The sequence below is a fragment of the Halalkaliarchaeum sp. AArc-CO genome, from assembly GCF_024972735.1.
Taxonomy (GTDB): Archaea; Halobacteriota; Halobacteria; order Halobacteriales; family Haloferacaceae; genus Halalkaliarchaeum.
Genome location: NZ_CP087723.1, coordinates 1,338,507 through 1,354,916, shown reverse-complemented (window position 1 = coordinate 1,354,916; position 16,410 = coordinate 1,338,507). Strand labels below are relative to the sequence as shown.

Below are 16,410 nucleotides of genomic sequence, written 5' to 3'. Positions count from 1 at the left end.
GTCCCAGCTCTACAACCCGAGCACTGGCGAGCGGATCGCCCACCCGGACGCCGGCGCGAGTGACTACGAACGAACCAGGGCCAGTTAACTACAGACGTCGCCGCTTTGTTCCGATCGTTCCTGAACGGTATCACCGGCAAACCCTCAACAAACCCGAACCCGAACCACTGTCGGGCGAATTCGGACGAGACATCGCAGTCGACAGCCCATCGACGGTCATGCCCAACAAACGAGGGGAACCACGTCGGACAGTTCCGGACCGAATCGCCTCCGAAACTGGAAAGTCGGTAGTCTTTATCAGTAGTTGGCAATATGACCGGCGTTTATACACGAAACCGGAGTACTCGAACGTGGAACGCTAGTTTGCGAGTTCCGACCCGAATAAAGAAGATCGAATTGCCAACAACTGTTATCGAGGTCGGGCGGGATCACCGCCTCCCTAGGCCCAGATGTCGTCTGCGACCTTCTCCAGTCCGACCTCCTCGAGGGTGGAGCGCTGCGGCTTGCCGGTCCGTTCGTCCCAGCCGTTGAGCCGGTAGACCTCTCTGATCATCCACTCGAGATGCTGTTTCATCTCCTTTCCGGCACCGAGACCTTCGGGCGGTTCCTCCACGATACGTTCGGGGACGTCGAGGTCGTTCTCGGCGGTGTGACCGAAGCGTGCCCCGAACCCGCGCTCGAAGTGGACGAGCCGCTCGCCGACTTCGAGGGCGTCCTCCCGGGTGAACTCCCAGCCGGTGACTGCAGCCACTGCCTGCGCGGAGAGTTCGACCTGATCCGGAACGCCCCACGTCCCGAACCAGCAGGTGCCGTTGGCGTCGTCCCAGTACTTCACGGGCCAGGTGTTGACGACGTCCGTCGGTTTTTCTTTCCAGTCGAAGGGGTCCTGGAACTCCTCGTAGCCGGCGTCGTAGGGGATTCCCCACGCGTCGGCGCCGGGCGCGGGCCAACTCGCGCTCGGCCCGACGATCTGACCGAGCATAATCCCCCAGGCGGCCCGCCAGTCGTGAAGGTTCATCCCGGAGTCTTTGACGTGGACAGCCCGGTCGTGGGCGTCCCCACCGGCCCAGTCGGCGGCGTAGCCGGGGCCCTCGGCGAGCACCTCGCCGAGCGTTCCCTCGCGGTGGGCCGCCATCTCCAGGAGCTGCTCGACGAGTTCGGGATCGCCCCAGCCGAGTTCGATCCCGTCAGTGTCTTCGTCGTCGATCAGTCCTTCCTGATACGCCTCGATGAGGACCGCCATCGAGGCGCCGATGCCGCTGGACTCGAAGCCGAGCCGGTCACACCGATCGGTGAGATAGTGGACCCAGTCGGTGTCGTAGACGCCGACGATTGAAGCAGACCCCTCCAGGTTCTCGCCGCCCCCGGCGGGCGTCGCGACGTACCCTTCGTTCGGTCCCTCGACGTATTCGAAGTCGTACGAACAGCCGACCGGGCAGCCGAAGCAGGGCCGTGGGTCGATGTCGTGGTCCGCCATCCCCTGGCCCCACTCGTGATCGGGACCCGGCACCTCGAGCATGTTCTTCGCGACCGTCATCGACGTCTCTTTGGGGTACTCGTATTCACCCGAGGGGATACCGGCGTCCGACAGCCCCTGATAGACGGTGCTCTCTTCGAGGTTCTCGTTCCATCGCTTCGCGATTTCACGGAGCCGGTCTTCGTCGTGAATCGGTACCTCACCGGTTCCCCGCACCCCGATCGCCTTCAAGTTCTTCGAACCCATAATCTGACCGACACCGGAGTGGGAAAACGAGTGGTTCTTGTCGTTTTCGATGAGCGCCCCGTCACACAGATTTTCGCCCGCTGGTCCGATGGCGGCCACGCTCATCTCACCGGGCAGCTCCGTTGTGTAACCTAGTTCCTCCTTGAGGAGGTCCTCCGTGTCGTGGGTGTCGGCGCCCTCCAGATCGCTCGCGTCCCGTAGTTCGATCGAGCCGTTCTCGATGACGAGCGACGTCCACTCGTCTGCGGCACCGGTGATGACGAGCCCGTCGTAACCGGCGCGCTTCAGTCGCGGTCCGAACCAGCCGTGCGAGTGGGATCGACCCGCCGTGAATCCCGTGTCACCGTTCAGCGTCGTGATCGTCGCATTCGTCGCCGCCGGCACCATCGGCAGCCCCGTCAGCGGTCCCGTCGTCAACACCATCGGGTTCTCGGGGTCCAGCGGATCGATTCCCGGTTCGATCCTGCCGTACAGCAAATGCAGTCCGAGCCCGGAACAGCCGACGTACGCTTTCAGCACCTCGTCGTCCGGGAACGGTAGTTCCGTGACCTCCCCCGTGGTCAGGTTCACCTCGAGTAGTGTTTCTGCGTAGCCTCCCTGTGGCATGGCTCCAGATAAAAATGTCACTTCTCGAACTATTGCTCTTCTGCTGTAATATTGGCGTCTTTATAATGATTAATAATGCAAGTATTCCAGCGCGGAGACGAGACTGTAGCCCACGGTCTATTTTTCTTCTTCCGTAGTGATGGCGGATGTCAACCTGGCGGATGTCAACCGAAACGGCACAACTCTGGCCCGTACAGGTATGAGAGCAACTCAACTTTCGACCAGTCTGCGACGTGGGGCTATCCGCGTCGCCGGAGGAGGAACAGACTGACGGCAATTGCAACGAGGGCAATCGCGGCACCGAATCCGGTGGCATCCTCGTCGGTCGGCGTCTCGGTGGGCGTCGGCGTCTCGGTGGGTGTCGGTGTCGCGGTGGGCGTCGGCGTCTCCGGTTCGTCGGCGACGACCCGGACCGTCACCGGTTCGGACTCGATACCGTCCCTGACGGCGACGATTTCGCGCTGGGTTGCCCCCTCGAGTCGGAACGTGGCGACGCCGTCATCGCCGGTTTCGGCGACGTCCTCGCCGTCGACCCGGATCGTCGCACCCTCGACGGGGTCGTCGTACTCGTCGAGAACAGAGACGGTGAGCCGCTCGCCAGAGACGATCCGCTCGTTGCTCGGCTCCACCGCGAGCGTGGGTTCGCGGTTTATCATCAACGAGACGTTCCGATCGACTTCGCGGATCCGGACCGACTGTGAGGTGGGACTGTATCCGTCCCTGTCGGCAGTGACGGTGAGCCACGCGTTGACGGGAGCCCGAACGGTGGCCTCACCGTCACTCAACGTCGTGACGGTCCCGACGTCCTCGATGGCGACCTGGGCGCCTTCGATGGGCCGGGGCTCCTCGTAGTAGTCGTCTGCGACGTCGATCGAAAGCAGAACCGATCCGCGGCGGAGTTCGAACTCCTGGGTCACGTCACCGTCGACAGTGACCTCGTGGGTCTGCTGGAAGTAGCCCTGCTTCACGACCGAAACGGTGTACTCGCCCTGTTCGATGACGCCCGAATCGAACTCGCCGTCGGCCGTCGTTTCACCGTCGACGATTCGCACGCGATCCTTGCGAACGGTGACGGTTACGTCCGCTACGGACGTCTCGTCGTGCGTCGTCGTCACGACGATTCCACCCTGTCTGGCGACGTCGACTGTGACGTCCCGTTCGGTGGCGTTCTCGACGAGGAACGGAGTGTTTCTGACGTACTCGTCGTGTGCGACATCGATTTCGACGTCTGCAGCGCGTTCGACGTCTACGAACGCTCGGCCGTTGCTCGCGGTCGTCGCTGTCGCCTCACCGTCCTCCCAGGTAGCGGTAAGGTCTGCACCGCCGACGGGGTTGCCGTCCCGATCCTCGACGGAGACTGTGAGCGTAACGACGTCGTCTTGGGCGGCACTGCCGCCGACAGCCAGTATACCGACCACGACGACTGCCAGAACGACCAGTCCGACCCCACCCCACACCCTGATTGAAACCATGTGGTCGTCTTCGACGCCCGTCAGTAAATAAAGTCCGACAGTTTATCCGGATTTATACAGTTATTAACTATCCGTCTCGAACGGGATGGTGCCATCCGTTCAGCAGAGACGATTTCGAACCGCGTGGCCCCCCGCTGTTCCTTCCGGGACCTCGAGGTCCACCCGTGTGCACCGGCGATTTCGCCGACGATCGCAAGCCCGAACCTGGTGCCGCCCGGGGCGTTCGAATACCCGCTCTCGAACACCCTCTCCCGCTCGGCTTCGGGGATTCCTGGTCCGTCGTCCTCGACGTAGAACCCGGCCTCTCCAGGGAGATCATCGATAGTATTCGTCTGATTGTTGCATCCTACGACTCCTGTATGAAAGTATCTGCGCAGTTGGATCGGCTACATCCAAGGTAGTGATTCGCCGGCGCGTCTCATAAGCTATCAGCCACCGCCGGCAGCTGCACCGTTGTCAGCTGCGTCCCCGTTCGAGAGGAGGCTGCTCAGGGCGTCACCGAGATGATCGAGGTCGCCTTCGAGGTACGACTGGATAGTCTCGTGGATTTCGCTCACGTGATCTGCAGCCTGCTCGGGGAGCCCGTCAGCGGGGCCGACGCCGTCTCCGTCGCCGGCGCGTTCGTCGGCGGCATCAGGACGGTCGTCAGCGTCGGGACGGTCGTCAGCGTCGGGACGGTCGTCGGCATCGTGAGTGCCGTCAGCATCCTCCGGATCTATCTGGGTGGAGTTGTCAGGAACGTCTCCGACGGAGACGTCAGACGAGTTGTCGGTGGCATCCTCGGTTTCGTTCGTGGGCTGTTCGTCAGGCGTCTCCGCATCCGTTTCCACGTCGTGTGCGCTCGTCGCGTGATCGACGGTGGCGGCTCCGGCGACGACGCCCAGCACCATCGCACCACCGAGCAGCACCGACATCGCGATACCGATCGTGAGGATCTGTCGTGGGTTCATGCACGTGGAGCCTTCCGTTTGGGCCCCTTAATAGGGGGAAACCCCGAACCGGGTTTCACCGGGGTACACTGCCGTTTAAGCCGAGTTAATCCGGACTTCCGTCGCGAATCGGAGGAGTTCGAGGAGCAACCCCAGGGAGTTTATAAGGAGTAGCTCAGCCGCTCGCCGACGCGCAGTCCGCACGCAAGTGCCGCGTGGGCCCGCGCCTCGCCTGCGACCCAGTCGCCCGCACAGTAGAGCCCCGCTGATTCGGCCGCCCGGAGGGCCCCGGGTCGGATCCCCTCGTCTGGGAGGGCGAAGCGCCATCCCTGGTGGTCGGTCCAGGCGGGATCCTGGAGACGTTCGTCCCCGATCAGGTCCGCGGTGAGCGTGGTCAGGAGATCGACGTTCTCCGCGGACGATAAATTGTGCCGTTCCCGAGACCAGTCCGGCGCAGCCTGGACCACGAGAACTGATTCACCCGCCGGCACGTGACCCGGTTTGCACTCCTCGCGGGCGATCCATCCGATCTCGTGCTGGTCGTCCGTATTAATGAGGCCGTAGTACGGAACGTCGAGTTCGAATTCGTAGCCGAGAATCGCGGTCCACACCGGACGGAAGGGGACCTCGCTGGCTGCCGTCGCCAGCCCCTCTCGGGCGGGATGGTCCCACCGGGCGTCGGCGAGAAGATCGGCGGTCTGCGGCGCCGGTGGGGTCACAAGAAGCGCGTCGAACGGTCCCCACTCGCGACCGTCGGCGTCCCGGAGCGTCCAGGTTTCCCGGGGCTCCTGCCTGAGAATGGTTTCGATCCTGGTCCGCCGGTGGACCGTGGCGTCTGTGCGACCGAACAGGCGCTTGGCGATCTGGGTGAGTCCGTTTTTATACGACCACCGGTGCCCCTCGGGATCCCGGCCGGGCGTGATTTCGCTAGCAGAGTCGAAGGTGTAGATGGGCTCGGCGATGTGGACGAGCCCTTGGCTGTCGAGAGTGTCTGTGAGGAGCTCAGCCACGCGTTCGTTATCGGATGTGACGTAGTTCGCGCCGTAATCGTAGGTGACGTCCCCGCGCCGACGGGTGGCCGCGCGTCCGCAAACGCCGCCGGACTTCTCGAGAACGGTGATATCGACGTCCGAAACGACAGTATCGAGCACGAACGTGGCGGCTGCGGCCGCGCTGCCGGCGCCGACGACTCCGATTCTGGTCACGGGTTGGTGTTGTCGTGGGACCACCAAATGCTGTCGGCCGGTTCGACCGGATGACTCATGCACGTCCCCGCAACCGCGTCGTCAACCCCCGAACTGACTGTGTGATCTCGGCCGGATGCGGCAGCCCGAGCCGGTACCGGATCGCGTCCTGTCGCTTGAACGGATCGAAGACTGCCGGTTCCTCCAGTTCCCAGATTCGGGCCGTCCGGCCGCTGTACCCCGTCCGTTCGAGAATTGCGTTCGCAGCGCGTCGGCCCGCCTCGTTGGCCGATTCCATCGACGCCAGGTCCGAGTTCGTCCGGACGTAGTCGCTCGCGAGCGTGAGGTTCGGGATGGCGACGTCCGCCGGCGGGCGGTTCCGAAGTGAGCCGACAGTGTTTATCAACAACGGAGACCGGTTCTCCACGCCGTCTTCCGTCTCGACGATCGCCGGATCAAGGAACCAGTCGACGAGCATGTCGTCGGTGAGTCTGTCACCCGCGACGTTCAGGTGGGATTTCACCTGCGACCAGATCTCCGCGGCGATCTCCTCGCGGGTACACTCCCGGGCCGGTTTGCCGTACAGTACCCCTGGCGTGTCCCAGTCGGAGGCGATCACCGAGAGGACGCCCGCTACTTCCTCGGGTCCACGCGAATCGACGTCGTAGTCACTCCAGAACTGGCGCTGGGAGATCGACGTCAACGCCCACGGTGCGTCGGCGTACACCTGGTGGCCGCGAACCAGTTCGACGTCCTCCGTGAGGTAAAACTGGATCCCGTTCATCCACGCCGTATCGAGGTTTGCGATCCGACCCAGCTCCGGCGCCGCCGAGGCCATTTCGGGAGTGACGAACTCGGGGGCGACCTCGACAGGCACTGCGAGGACGTACTCGTCGGCGGTGACGGTCTCCCCGGCGACCGGCGCGGCTGCCCCATCGGCCACAACGGCGCCAGTGATCCGTCGGCCGTCGAACGTCAGACGCTCGATCGGCGAATCGGCGTACAGTGTCACCCCCAGCGACTCGAGGTAGTCGATCCACGGGTCGATCCAGGCCTCGTTCGTCGGCCCATTCAGGATTTGCTCCGTGGGGCGGGTCGGGTCGAACTGGCCGAACAGCAACTGGAGATAGATCGTCCCGATGGTGCGCGCGCTGCCGACCTGGGGACGTAACGCGACCAGCGACTGGGTGGCGTACGCGAGCCGATCGCGGAACTCCTCGGACCGATTGTCGGCGTCGATGAACTCCCACCAGGACACGTCGTCGAGTTCGTCGTCTCGACGCTCCTGACAGGCGGTCACCAGGTAGAGCAACCGCTCGAGCAGAAACCGGACGTCTTCCCGGGGGAGTTCGTCGACGAACGCCGGTCGCAGTGTCTCGAGCCAGTCGCTGACGGACTCGGGGGTGGCGACGCTCGCGACGTTTCCGGGACCGGTCGTGCTCGCAACCAGCGTCTCGCCCGTTTCGACAAGGTTGTCGGCGACTGTCGGACCGTCCTCGAGGTCTGTGAACAGTTCGCCGTCCCGGAGCGGGATTCGATCCATGGTGTCGACGACGTGCCGGTAAAACGCCGGGAAGAACCGGAATCCGTGTTCGCCGTGTAACGGCATCGGGCTGTCGTCGATCGGCATCGATCGCGCCTTTCCACCGAACCGATCGTTGGCTTCGAAGACGGTTACGTCTACCCCCCGTTGTGCGAGTTCGTGCGCCGCCGAAAGGCCGCCGATCCCACCACCGATTACGAATACCTCTGTCATTACAATGTTAAAGAATCAGATCAGTATAAGGAATACACCTGACCAGTCGTGGTCGACAACACGCCTGGACGACTGGTGGCACGTTCGTTCGCCGGAAACGACTCGATATCAGATCCGGAATCTCCGGCTTCCAGGGCCGGAGGTCCTCGCCGTCGGATCTGTGTTTTCTCCCGAACGGTACCTCACGGGCCGGAACAGCCCGGGCCGGAGAGCTCGAGGGCGAGACAGATTTGGCCCTCGAACCCCTACACGACACATGGTCGAGGTCACGTATCACTGTCCGTACTGCGGGGCCGTTACGGGGATCGAACGCGACGGCTACCTCCGGGACAAGTGTGTGACGCGGGAACCCCTGGAGGGGTGGGAGTACGCCGACACGACCGGCGACGTCGAGGCCGCCGACGGCATCGAGTTCGTCTGTCTGGGGGCCGACGGCACAGAGCGGAACGACGACGACCCTGCTGCCGACCGCGACGTCGACGGTCCTGCAGTCGACCGCGACGGCTGCGGGCGGACCTTTTACCTGAACTATGTGAAGTACGAGGACGGAACGCAGGTATCACACCGTCAACCAGCGTACGATCGCCCGCGATTCGACTTCAATCGTTGAGTTCCGACGCCGAATTCCACAATCGAGGAGCGAAAATTCGCGGCGACAATCCCAAGGTCGTCGTCCACTACTCTCCGGACATGTACACCGGGCGGCCCGAAAAGCCATGCTGTCTGTGTGATCGCAGCAACACCGCCCACCGGATCGATGTCCCGCCACGGGCGCTGAAATCGATGAAGAACGCCGGCCCGATCGCCTGGCAAGACGTCGAAGGCGAGGTATCTCTGTTCTTCTGTGAAAACGACTGGGACCTGGTCCGAGATCTCGTGTTAAAAACGGGGATGAGTCCGCTCTCCCGCTGTAACGCTGCCAGGGCGTCGTTCGCTCTCAGGGAAGACTACGAGGCGTACCTGAACGCGACCCGTGAGCAGCCCGATCACGCACCCCTCGAGAAGCGGATGCTCGAGGAGGCCCGCGAGGCGGTGGTCCGCTACGAGAACGGCGACGAGCTCGTTGAGCCTCGCGATCTCGTCGAAGCGCGTATCGTGGAGTGGACGCTCGAAGCCGACGAAGACGAAAACAATGACGAAGACGAGAGCGAAGCGGCGAGAGAACCGAGGAATCCGGACAGGTGAAAAGCGGAGTCGACAGATTGAGCGTCTGGAAGATGACTGTCTACCGGCCGGTCGGGGTGAGGTCGTCACCGACGGCGTTCATCACCTGTACTGCCGCGCTGGCGGCGAGCCCGCGGGCGACCTCGTCGCGTTCGGTGTCGTCGAGGCCGGCTTCGAGCTCTTCGGGATCCGGCGTGAACCCCGCGCTGACGGGATGTCCTGCGGGCGGATTGACGGCGACCGTCGCCTCGACGCCGTTTTGTCCGTGACTGAGTTCCGAGCCGACGACGTACCCTTCCGGGAGATACGACTCGGTTCGCGTGACGATTCCAGCGATCGCCCGCCGGAGAGCGCGTTCCTGTTCCTCCGAGAGGCTGACGTCCGCGGACGGCTGTCCCGCCTCGACGACGCCCGGTGCCCCTGCATAGGGGTTGTTTCCATTCATCGAAGTCGACCGACATAGGCGCAGACGCCTGATAAAACCGTCGGCCGTTCACAATTTTTTGGGATCCCGACGCCGTTTTTACTCGCGTCAGTCACGATGTTCGCGGATCGCCTTCGAACACTCGACACCCGCGTGGCACGCTCCGATCGGGTGATAGTCGGGCTCGACGGGCGGTGCGTCGGTGGGCGGGATCGGCTCGTTGGTTGGGCCGAGGCGTTCCCGCCACATCCCCGTCGGCGCGCGGAGGTGTGCCGCGGCGTACTCCCAGAGGCGGTCGTGCCACCGTCGGAACCGATCGTCGCCTGTTCGCTCGAACAGCACGGCCGCCGCGCCGATCGCCTCCGCGGTTGCCCAGCCGTACTTCTCGTCGGCGACGGGGTTGCCGTCGGCCTCGACCGCATAGTAGAAGCCGCCACGGTCGCCGTCCCAGCCCAGGTCGATGGCGGCGTCGAACAGTTCGATCCCGCGTTCGAGGGCCCACCCAATCCCCTCGCGATCGAGTTCCCCCAGAAGTTTCGCCCACTCGGCGTGGTGGCCCGGCTGGTACCCCCAGGGCCGAAACTGATCCCGGGGAGTGTCCTCGTTGTACGCGAAGTCGTGTTCCCAGTTGGGTGTGTAGTGCTCCCACACCAGACCATCGGTTTCTGCAGCCAGATCTACGGTGATCCGTCGGGCGATCGTCTCGGCCCGTTCGAGAAGTGCACCGTCGCCGGTAGCACGGGCGGCAGCGAGGAGTGCTTCGCACGCGTGCATGTTGGCGTTCTGGCCGCGATAGGGTTCGATCGGCTCCCCGTCGGCGTCGAGGTCGCTCCGACAGAGACCGTGTTCGGCTTCGTAAAACCGATCGAGGAACGCGTCGGCGACTGCAACAGGATCGGCGACCACCTCCGTGTCGGCCACACACCCATCAACCGAGTCCAATCCCGCGTGTGCGGCCCGGGCGTGTGCCAGTACGACGAACGCGTGACCGTACGCCGAGAGCCGGCCATCAACGATCTGGAACGAGCCGTTGGAGTCGTCGGTATCGGCTGCCGAAAGCAGCCATCGATATTCCGGTTTCCCGTTCGCGTCGATGTCTCGGTGAATCTGTTCCAGGAATTCGAGTCCGTGGGCTGCGGCCTCGATCCACGGCTCCCGTCCGTCGTGTGACACCGAAAGCGAGAAGTTCGCGACGTATCGACATGTCGCCACGAGGTGACGGGAGTCCCGGTCGACGATCTCGCCGGTTTCGGGATCGAACCCCGCGACGTATCCGCGGTCGGCGAGACAGTCCGGGTACCTGGCTTCCAGAAGCGTCAGGAGTTCCGCTCGGAGGGAGTCTGGATCGACGAGGGTCGGGGCCGTCATCGACCGAGGAGGGTCTCCGAAGCTACTTAAGGCTTATACCATCTACCCCAGATGGATTGGGTATGGCACGCAATCAGTCGATCGTTCCTGGCCGTGGTGGACGCGGTGGGAACGCCGGACTAATCGGGAAGTTCAAAACCGGCCTCAAGCTGTCGCGAGACAGCATCGGGGTCGTCAGAGACCACCCGAAGCTGCTGGTGTTTCCGCTGTTGGGCGCGCTGTCGACACTCGCCTTCTGGATCGTGTTTCTCCTTCCACTGTGGATCGCAAACCTGCTCGGAACCGGCGCGGAGCTCGTCGTGCTGTTTCTGTTGTACTTCGTGACGACGTTCTTCGCGACGTTTTTCACTGCGTCGCTGGTGTTTGCCGTCAACCAGACGTTCCACGGGGAGGAGCCACAGCTGGGCGAGAGCATGCGTGCCGCCTGGCGGCGAAAGGGACCGATTCTGGTTTGGTCGGCGGTCGCGGCGATCGTCAGCGTCATCCTCAAAAAGCTGGAGGAATCCGACAGTGCGCTGGCCCGCATTCTCTCGTCGATATTCGCGTTCGGCTGGACGATCACGACGTTCTTTATTGTCCCGGTGATCGTCTTCGAGGACGTCACCGTGAAGTCGATGTTCACCCGGAGTGCTGAGACGTTCAAGGACACGTGGGGTGAAAGCATCGGTATCGGGCTGGGGGTAACCCTCATCCAGGTCGTGGTCGGGATCGTCGGGCTCGTCGTCGCGATCCTGCTCGCGATCGGCCTCGGTGTGGTGTTTCCCGCCGCCGGGATCCTGCTCGGGATCTTCCTCGTCGGGGGCGTCCTCGTCGGGACCTATCTGCTCGGGCAGACGATCTGGGCGATCACGAAAACCGCGCTGTACGTCTACGCGGCCGAAGAGCGGGTTCCCGAGCAGTTTGCCGACTTCGACTTCGAGACGCTCGACGGCCGGGCCGAGCGTCGGGCCACCCCGGGTCGCGTTCGGAATCCGCCGACGCATCTCTACTCGTGACCTGCCGGGCGACGGGTGTCGGTGCGAATCGATCAGTTGAAGCCGGACACACCAGACTTCCTCTGTAGAGGATGTCCCCCGAAACTTCCGATCGAAAGGACGACCACATCGAGATCATTCTCGAGGAGGACGTCGAAACGGCCGGCAGCGGGTTCGAGGACGTACAGCTTATTCACGAGGCGCTGCCGGAACTGCACCGCGACGCGATCGACACCAGCGTGGAGCTTTGCGGGAGAGAGCTTTCGAGCCCGATCGTGATCGAGAGCATGACCGGCGGTCACCCGAACACCACCGAGATCAACCGGTCGCTGGCTGCGGCGGCCGGACGGACGGGAATCGCCATGGGCGTCGGCAGCCAGCGTGCCGGGCTGGAGCGCGACGACGAAGACCTCCTCGAGTCGTTTACCGTCGTCAGAGAGGCCGCCCCGGACGCGTTCATCTACGGCAACATCGGTGCGGCACAGCTCTCCGAGTACGGCGTCGAAGGGGTCGAACGCGCCGTCGAGATGATCGACGCAGACGCGATGGCGATTCACCTCAACTTCCTGCAGGAGGCCGCCCAGCCGGAGGGGGACGTCGACGCCCGTGGGTGTCTGTCCGCCATCGAGACAGTGGCGGACGGATTGAGCGTCCCCGTGATCGTCAAGGAGACTGGGAACGGGATTTCCCGGGAGACGGCCCGGAGGTTGTCTGACGCGAGCGTCGACGCGATCGACGTGGCCGGGAAGGGCGGAACCACGTGGTCCGGCGTGGAGGCGTATCGGGCGGCCGCAGTCGGCGACCGCCGCCGGGCCCGCGTTGGAACCCGGTTCCGGGAGTGGGGGATTCCAACCGCAGTCTCCACGCTGGAGGTGGCCCGCGAGCACCCATGCGTCGTCGCAAGCGGCGGGGTCAGATCCGGACTCGACGTCGCCAAGGCGATCGCGCTGGGTGCCCGTGCCGGCGGGCTTGCAAAGCCGTTCCTGGCGCCGGCCCGGGAGGGAACGGACGCCGTCGTCGAACTGATCGAGGACCTCGAGGCCGAACTTCAGACCGCGATGTTCGCGACTGGATCGGCGTCGGTTTCGGAGCTTCAGGACGCCGAATACGCTCTGCTCGGCCGGACACGCCAGTTTTCGAACCGCTGAGGGGCTTGTCGGCTCCGAGCGTGTCCTCGCTTCGCCGGCTCCACAATGTCGGTCAGACGAACGACCGTCAGTCGTCCCGCTGGCGTAGCGTCTCGAAGACTGCCTCCAGATACTCCTCTTCGTCGATCTCGTCGTCCCCGTATTTCCGTGCGGTTTCGCTGTCGATCCGGTAGCTAAAACCGGTTCCTTCAGCGTCCTCGCCACCCGCACGCAGCTGGTCGGCCGAAAGCCCCGTGGCGATCACCCCGGCGTACGCGCCGGCGACGCTTGCGACCTCGTCGTCGAACCCCTCGTCGTCGAACGGGTGGGCAGCGGTGTAGTTCACGGACAGCGTCCCGTCGTCCCGCATCGAGATGCGCTCGAACTCGATCTCCGTCTCCTCGACGATCACCTGCTGGAATACGACGGCATAGTAGTTGTCGTACACGTCCTGCAGGTATTCCTCATCGGTGAGCTCCTCGTCGGCGTACGCCTGGGCTCGAGTGCTGTCGATCGAGACTCCCCGACCGTAGTCGTCGGGACCGCCAGACCGACTGACCTGGAGACGATCCGTTTCCAAGCCCTTGGCGACCGCCTCCGCGTACGCGAGGGCGAGCTCGGCCACGTCGTCGTAAAAGCGTCTGTCGTCGATTTCGTACGGCGAGTCGATTGTCACCGACAGCGTCCCGTCCCGCAGAGAGTGACGGTCGATCTCGCCGTCCGTCTCGGCGTCGGCACGGTCCCGGAACTCCGTGAGGAGCCGCAGCTGTTCGTCCTCGATCCGGAACGTCGCTGTCTCCTCGGCTCGCGCACGGGAGATCCGATCGAGGACCTCGATGTCGACTGTGTACTCGCCGACTCGAGGTTCCCGGATGGGATAGGTAGCTGCCACGTACAGGTCGATCGAGGCTGCGTCTTCGGACACCGTGTCGCTCACGTCGTCCCTGAAGGGTCGGAGTTCCTCACCGTCGGGTCCAGTCACCGAGATGTGAACGTCGAGGTCGAACCGTTGCTCGCCGTCGTCAGTCGGCTCGAACTCGACGCCCGTCGGTTCGAGGTAGATCACGATCTCCCCCTCCGAACCGTAGGTGGCGTCCTCGATCTCCGTGTACTCGCGATACCCGTCCGGCGGGGATTCGAGGAACCGAATCCGTTCGATCCCCAACTGTGGCTCCCGATCCGGGTCGTCCTCCGTCTCCTCGTTCGGATCCGCCTCCTCGGGTGTCGTCGTGTCCTCCGGGACGTCCTCTTCCGGCTCTCCCTCCGGATCAGCCGGCGTACCGGTACAGCCGGAGATCGCCCCGAGCGACCCGCAGGTCACGAGGAGCGTCCCGGCCCGGAGGAGGTCACGGCGGTTGTTCATGTGGGACAGTTCTCGAGCCCCCGTAATGACGTTTCTCTCCACAGTATCAGCCGTGATATAGTGACCTCCTGTGACGTGGTGGGGAATGTGGCTGCACCTGCCGGCGGGTTCCGATACAACTATACTGACGGTTCGGAGTTGGCAACACGATGTCCGGGCAGACGCCACCTGGTGACAGTAGGGCCACGGAACAGGGGAGGGACGCCGAACAGGGGAGGGACGTCGACGCGTTCGTCGAGGAACTCCAATCAACCCTCGAGTCGGCGGCGGATGGTGACCTCTCTTCCCGAGCGAAGCTCTCGTTCGACGATCCCGAGCTAGCGAATACCGTAGAGACGCTCAACGATCTCCTGGCGTCGCTCGAATACACGTTCGCGACGGTCGACGGCTTCGCGACGGACGTCGGCGAGACCAGCCACGAAACGACACGTTCGGTCGAAGACGTTAGAGGTGAGACGGAGGCGGTCCACAGGACGGCCAGAGAGATCAGCGGGACCACCGAAGAGCAACAGCGAAACGTCGAGGAGCTCTCGACCGAGATGGGTAACGTCTCGGCGACCATCGAAGAGATCACGGCGACGGCAGCGTCGGTCGCCGAACAGTCCGAGCGAACTGCCACTCGAGGAACGGAGGGGCAACAAACGGCTCAACAGGCGATCGAACAGCTCGACGTGATCGAGTCCGACATCGAGGAGGCAAAGCGGACGGCCGGTGAGCTTACGGACCGAACCGTGGAGATCGACGACGTTCTGGAGTTCATCTCTGACATCGCCGAACAGACGAACCTGCTCGCGCTCAACGCCTCGATCGAGGCGGCACGTGCGGGCGAGGCCGGCGACGGGTTCGAGGTCGTCGCCGAGGAGATCAAGGACCTCGCCGAGGAGACGAAGGAGGCAACCGATCGCATAGGCGACCTCCTCAGAGAGGTTCACGATCGTGCCGAAGACACCGAACAAGAGCTCGAACGGACGGCCGAACGCGTTTCTACCGGAGCCGAGACGATCGAGAGCGCGCTCGACTCGCTAGACGAGATCGCCGAAAGCGCAGCCGAGACCAACGACGGGATCCGAGAGATCGACGACGCTACCGCAGAACAGGCACGGGCCGCACAGGACGTCTCGGAGATGGCCGACGAACTCACGGAACTTGCAGAGGAGACAGCCGCCCGAGCCGATCGGGTACTGGACGCAGTCCGGACACAGGATCAGGAGGTCTCCCGAATCAGCCACGAGGTGAAGACACTCGCGGCCCAGACGACCGTCCTCGAAGAGCAGCTCGACGGCTTCGAGTACCAGTCCGTCGGCGGCGTCGAACTGCTGGATTCGGAGACCAGAACCGACACCGCAGGCGTCGAGGGGACGTCAGTCGTCATCGGATCGAAGCCGTTCACCGCAAACAAGGTGCTGGCGTATCTGGCGTACGAACTTCTCGAGGTCGAAACCGATCTCGTCCCGGTCGATGCGGTCGGCTCCGGAATCACCGACGAGAACTTCCGGAAGCTCACGGAAGGGGAACTTGATCTCTACTGGGAGTACACGGGGACGATCTACGGACAGTTCCTGGACGCCACGGAGTCGGTCACCGACCCCGATCGCCTGCACGAGGCAGCGAAATCCGGAATCGAGTCAAAGCGGGATCTCCGGTTCGGCGCCCGTGCAGAATACAACAACACCTACACGATCCTCGCACCCCGCGTGTGGTGTGAGCAAACCGGCGTCGACTCGTTGGACGCGCTCGCCCGGTTCGCAAACGACGCCGAGGGGGAGCTTACCGCAGTCGTCGGCCCGGACTTCTGTGACCGTGAGGACGGCTGGAAGGGCCTGCTCGCCGAACACCCGTTCGAACCGGAAGTTCGCGAACGGATCTGGGCTCGGACGGAGACGGTCGAACCCGCCGAAAAGAGATACGAGGCGATCAACCGCTCCACCGTCGACGTGACGATGGGTCTCACCGTCGACGCACTGATCGACGTCCACGATCTCGTCCAGCTCGACGACGACAGACAGTTCTTCCCGATATACAACCCTGCACCACTGGTCCGGAAAGACATCATACAGGCAGATCCGGACGCGATTGACACGTTGAACCGTCTCGGCCCCACGCTCGAGGACGTCACCGAGATGCGCCGTCTGGTCCGACAGGTCGATATCGGGAAACGTCATCCGCGAGTCGTCGCCAGGGAACATCTGGAGCGGAAAAGGCTGCTGTAGACCGAAATATCCCCCAGATCAGGGGAATCCGCCATCAAATGTCGTTTGATCAACACCCTGGATATGGCGGGGAACAGTTGATTGTATTACGGTACCAATATCCAATGGGT

General features: G+C 63.6%; 13 protein-coding genes and 1 pseudogene. 5 read left to right on the top strand and 9 right to left on the bottom strand.

What is annotated here, in order from left to right:
* Positions 1–439 precede the first annotated feature (439 nt).
* From AArcCO_RS07325 to AArcCO_RS07300, 6 genes and pseudogenes are all read right to left on the bottom strand, one after another.
* Positions 440–2,329 (bottom strand): aldehyde ferredoxin oxidoreductase family protein, encoded by a 1,890-nt coding sequence (locus AArcCO_RS07325; RefSeq protein ID WP_259536184.1) that lies wholly within the window; start codon positions 2,327–2,329, stop codon positions 440–442.
* Between the two features lie 239 nt (positions 2,330–2,568).
* Positions 2,569–3,801 (bottom strand): hypothetical protein, encoded by a 1,233-nt coding sequence (locus tag AArcCO_RS07320; RefSeq protein WP_259536182.1) that lies wholly within the window; start codon positions 3,799–3,801, stop codon positions 2,569–2,571.
* Positions 3,802–3,821: 20 nt separating this feature from the next.
* Positions 3,822–4,127, bottom strand: a pseudogene (locus AArcCO_RS07315) (ATP-binding protein); the annotation flags it as partial.
* Positions 4,128–4,229: 102 nt separating this feature from the next.
* Positions 4,230–4,751, bottom strand: coding sequence for a hypothetical protein (locus tag AArcCO_RS07310; protein ID WP_259536172.1), 522 nt, complete (start codon positions 4,749–4,751; stop codon positions 4,230–4,232).
* A gap of 140 nt (positions 4,752–4,891) precedes the next feature.
* Positions 4,892–5,935 carry an NAD(P)/FAD-dependent oxidoreductase gene (locus AArcCO_RS07305; RefSeq protein ID WP_259536170.1) on the bottom strand — a complete coding sequence of 348 codons (1,044 nt, stop codon included), beginning with the start codon at positions 5,933–5,935 and terminating at the stop codon, positions 4,892–4,894.
* Between the two features lie 55 nt (positions 5,936–5,990).
* The gene (locus tag AArcCO_RS07300) at positions 5,991–7,670 is read right to left on the bottom strand and encodes a hydroxysqualene dehydroxylase (RefSeq protein ID WP_259536162.1); all 1,680 of its coding nucleotides are present in this window, start codon (positions 7,668–7,670) and stop codon (positions 5,991–5,993) included.
* 256 nt (positions 7,671–7,926) lie between these two features.
* Between AArcCO_RS07300 and AArcCO_RS07295 the strand changes: the two genes are divergently transcribed.
* Positions 7,927–8,280, top strand: a complete 354-nt coding sequence (locus AArcCO_RS07295) for a DUF7969 family protein (protein ID WP_259536152.1) — start codon at positions 7,927–7,929, stop codon at positions 8,278–8,280.
* An 80-nt stretch (positions 8,281–8,360) separates the two neighbouring features.
* On the top strand, positions 8,361–8,855 hold the full coding sequence (locus tag AArcCO_RS07290) for a DUF7960 family protein (RefSeq protein ID WP_259536401.1): 495 nt from the start codon (positions 8,361–8,363) through the stop codon (positions 8,853–8,855).
* Positions 8,856–8,895: 40 nt separating this feature from the next.
* Here the strand turns inward: AArcCO_RS07290 and AArcCO_RS07285 are convergent, their stop codons facing one another.
* Both AArcCO_RS07285 and AArcCO_RS07280 read right to left on the bottom strand, forming a co-directional pair.
* The gene (locus AArcCO_RS07285) at positions 8,896–9,279 is read right to left on the bottom strand and encodes a DUF5811 family protein (RefSeq protein ID WP_259536143.1); all 384 of its coding nucleotides are present in this window, start codon (positions 9,277–9,279) and stop codon (positions 8,896–8,898) included.
* Between the two features lie 87 nt (positions 9,280–9,366).
* On the bottom strand, positions 9,367–10,626 hold the full coding sequence (locus AArcCO_RS07280; RefSeq protein WP_259536141.1) for an AGE family epimerase/isomerase: 1,260 nt from the start codon (positions 10,624–10,626) through the stop codon (positions 9,367–9,369).
* 62 nt (positions 10,627–10,688) lie between these two features.
* Between AArcCO_RS07280 and AArcCO_RS07275 the strand changes: the two genes are divergently transcribed.
* A complete protein-coding gene (locus AArcCO_RS07275) occupies positions 10,689–11,621 on the top strand; it encodes a DUF6159 family protein (RefSeq protein WP_259536139.1) in 933 nt (310 codons plus the stop codon).
* A 71-nt stretch (positions 11,622–11,692) separates the two neighbouring features.
* Entirely contained in the window at positions 11,693–12,748 is a 1,056-nt protein-coding gene (fni, locus tag AArcCO_RS07270) for a type 2 isopentenyl-diphosphate Delta-isomerase (protein ID WP_259536129.1), read from the top strand.
* Positions 12,749–12,815: 67 nt separating this feature from the next.
* Here fni and AArcCO_RS07265 read toward each other — a convergent pair whose 3' ends face one another.
* Positions 12,816–14,090, bottom strand: a complete 1,275-nt coding sequence (locus AArcCO_RS07265; protein WP_259536119.1) for a DUF8159 domain-containing protein — start codon at positions 14,088–14,090, stop codon at positions 12,816–12,818.
* Between the two features lie 149 nt (positions 14,091–14,239).
* On the opposite strand from AArcCO_RS07265, the gene AArcCO_RS07260 reads away from it, so the two are divergent.
* Positions 14,240–16,300: a glycine betaine ABC transporter substrate-binding protein gene (locus AArcCO_RS07260; RefSeq protein ID WP_259536117.1), complete on the top strand. Its 2,061-nt coding sequence runs from the start codon at positions 14,240–14,242 to the stop codon at positions 16,298–16,300.
* Positions 16,301–16,410: the final 110 nt, after the last annotated feature.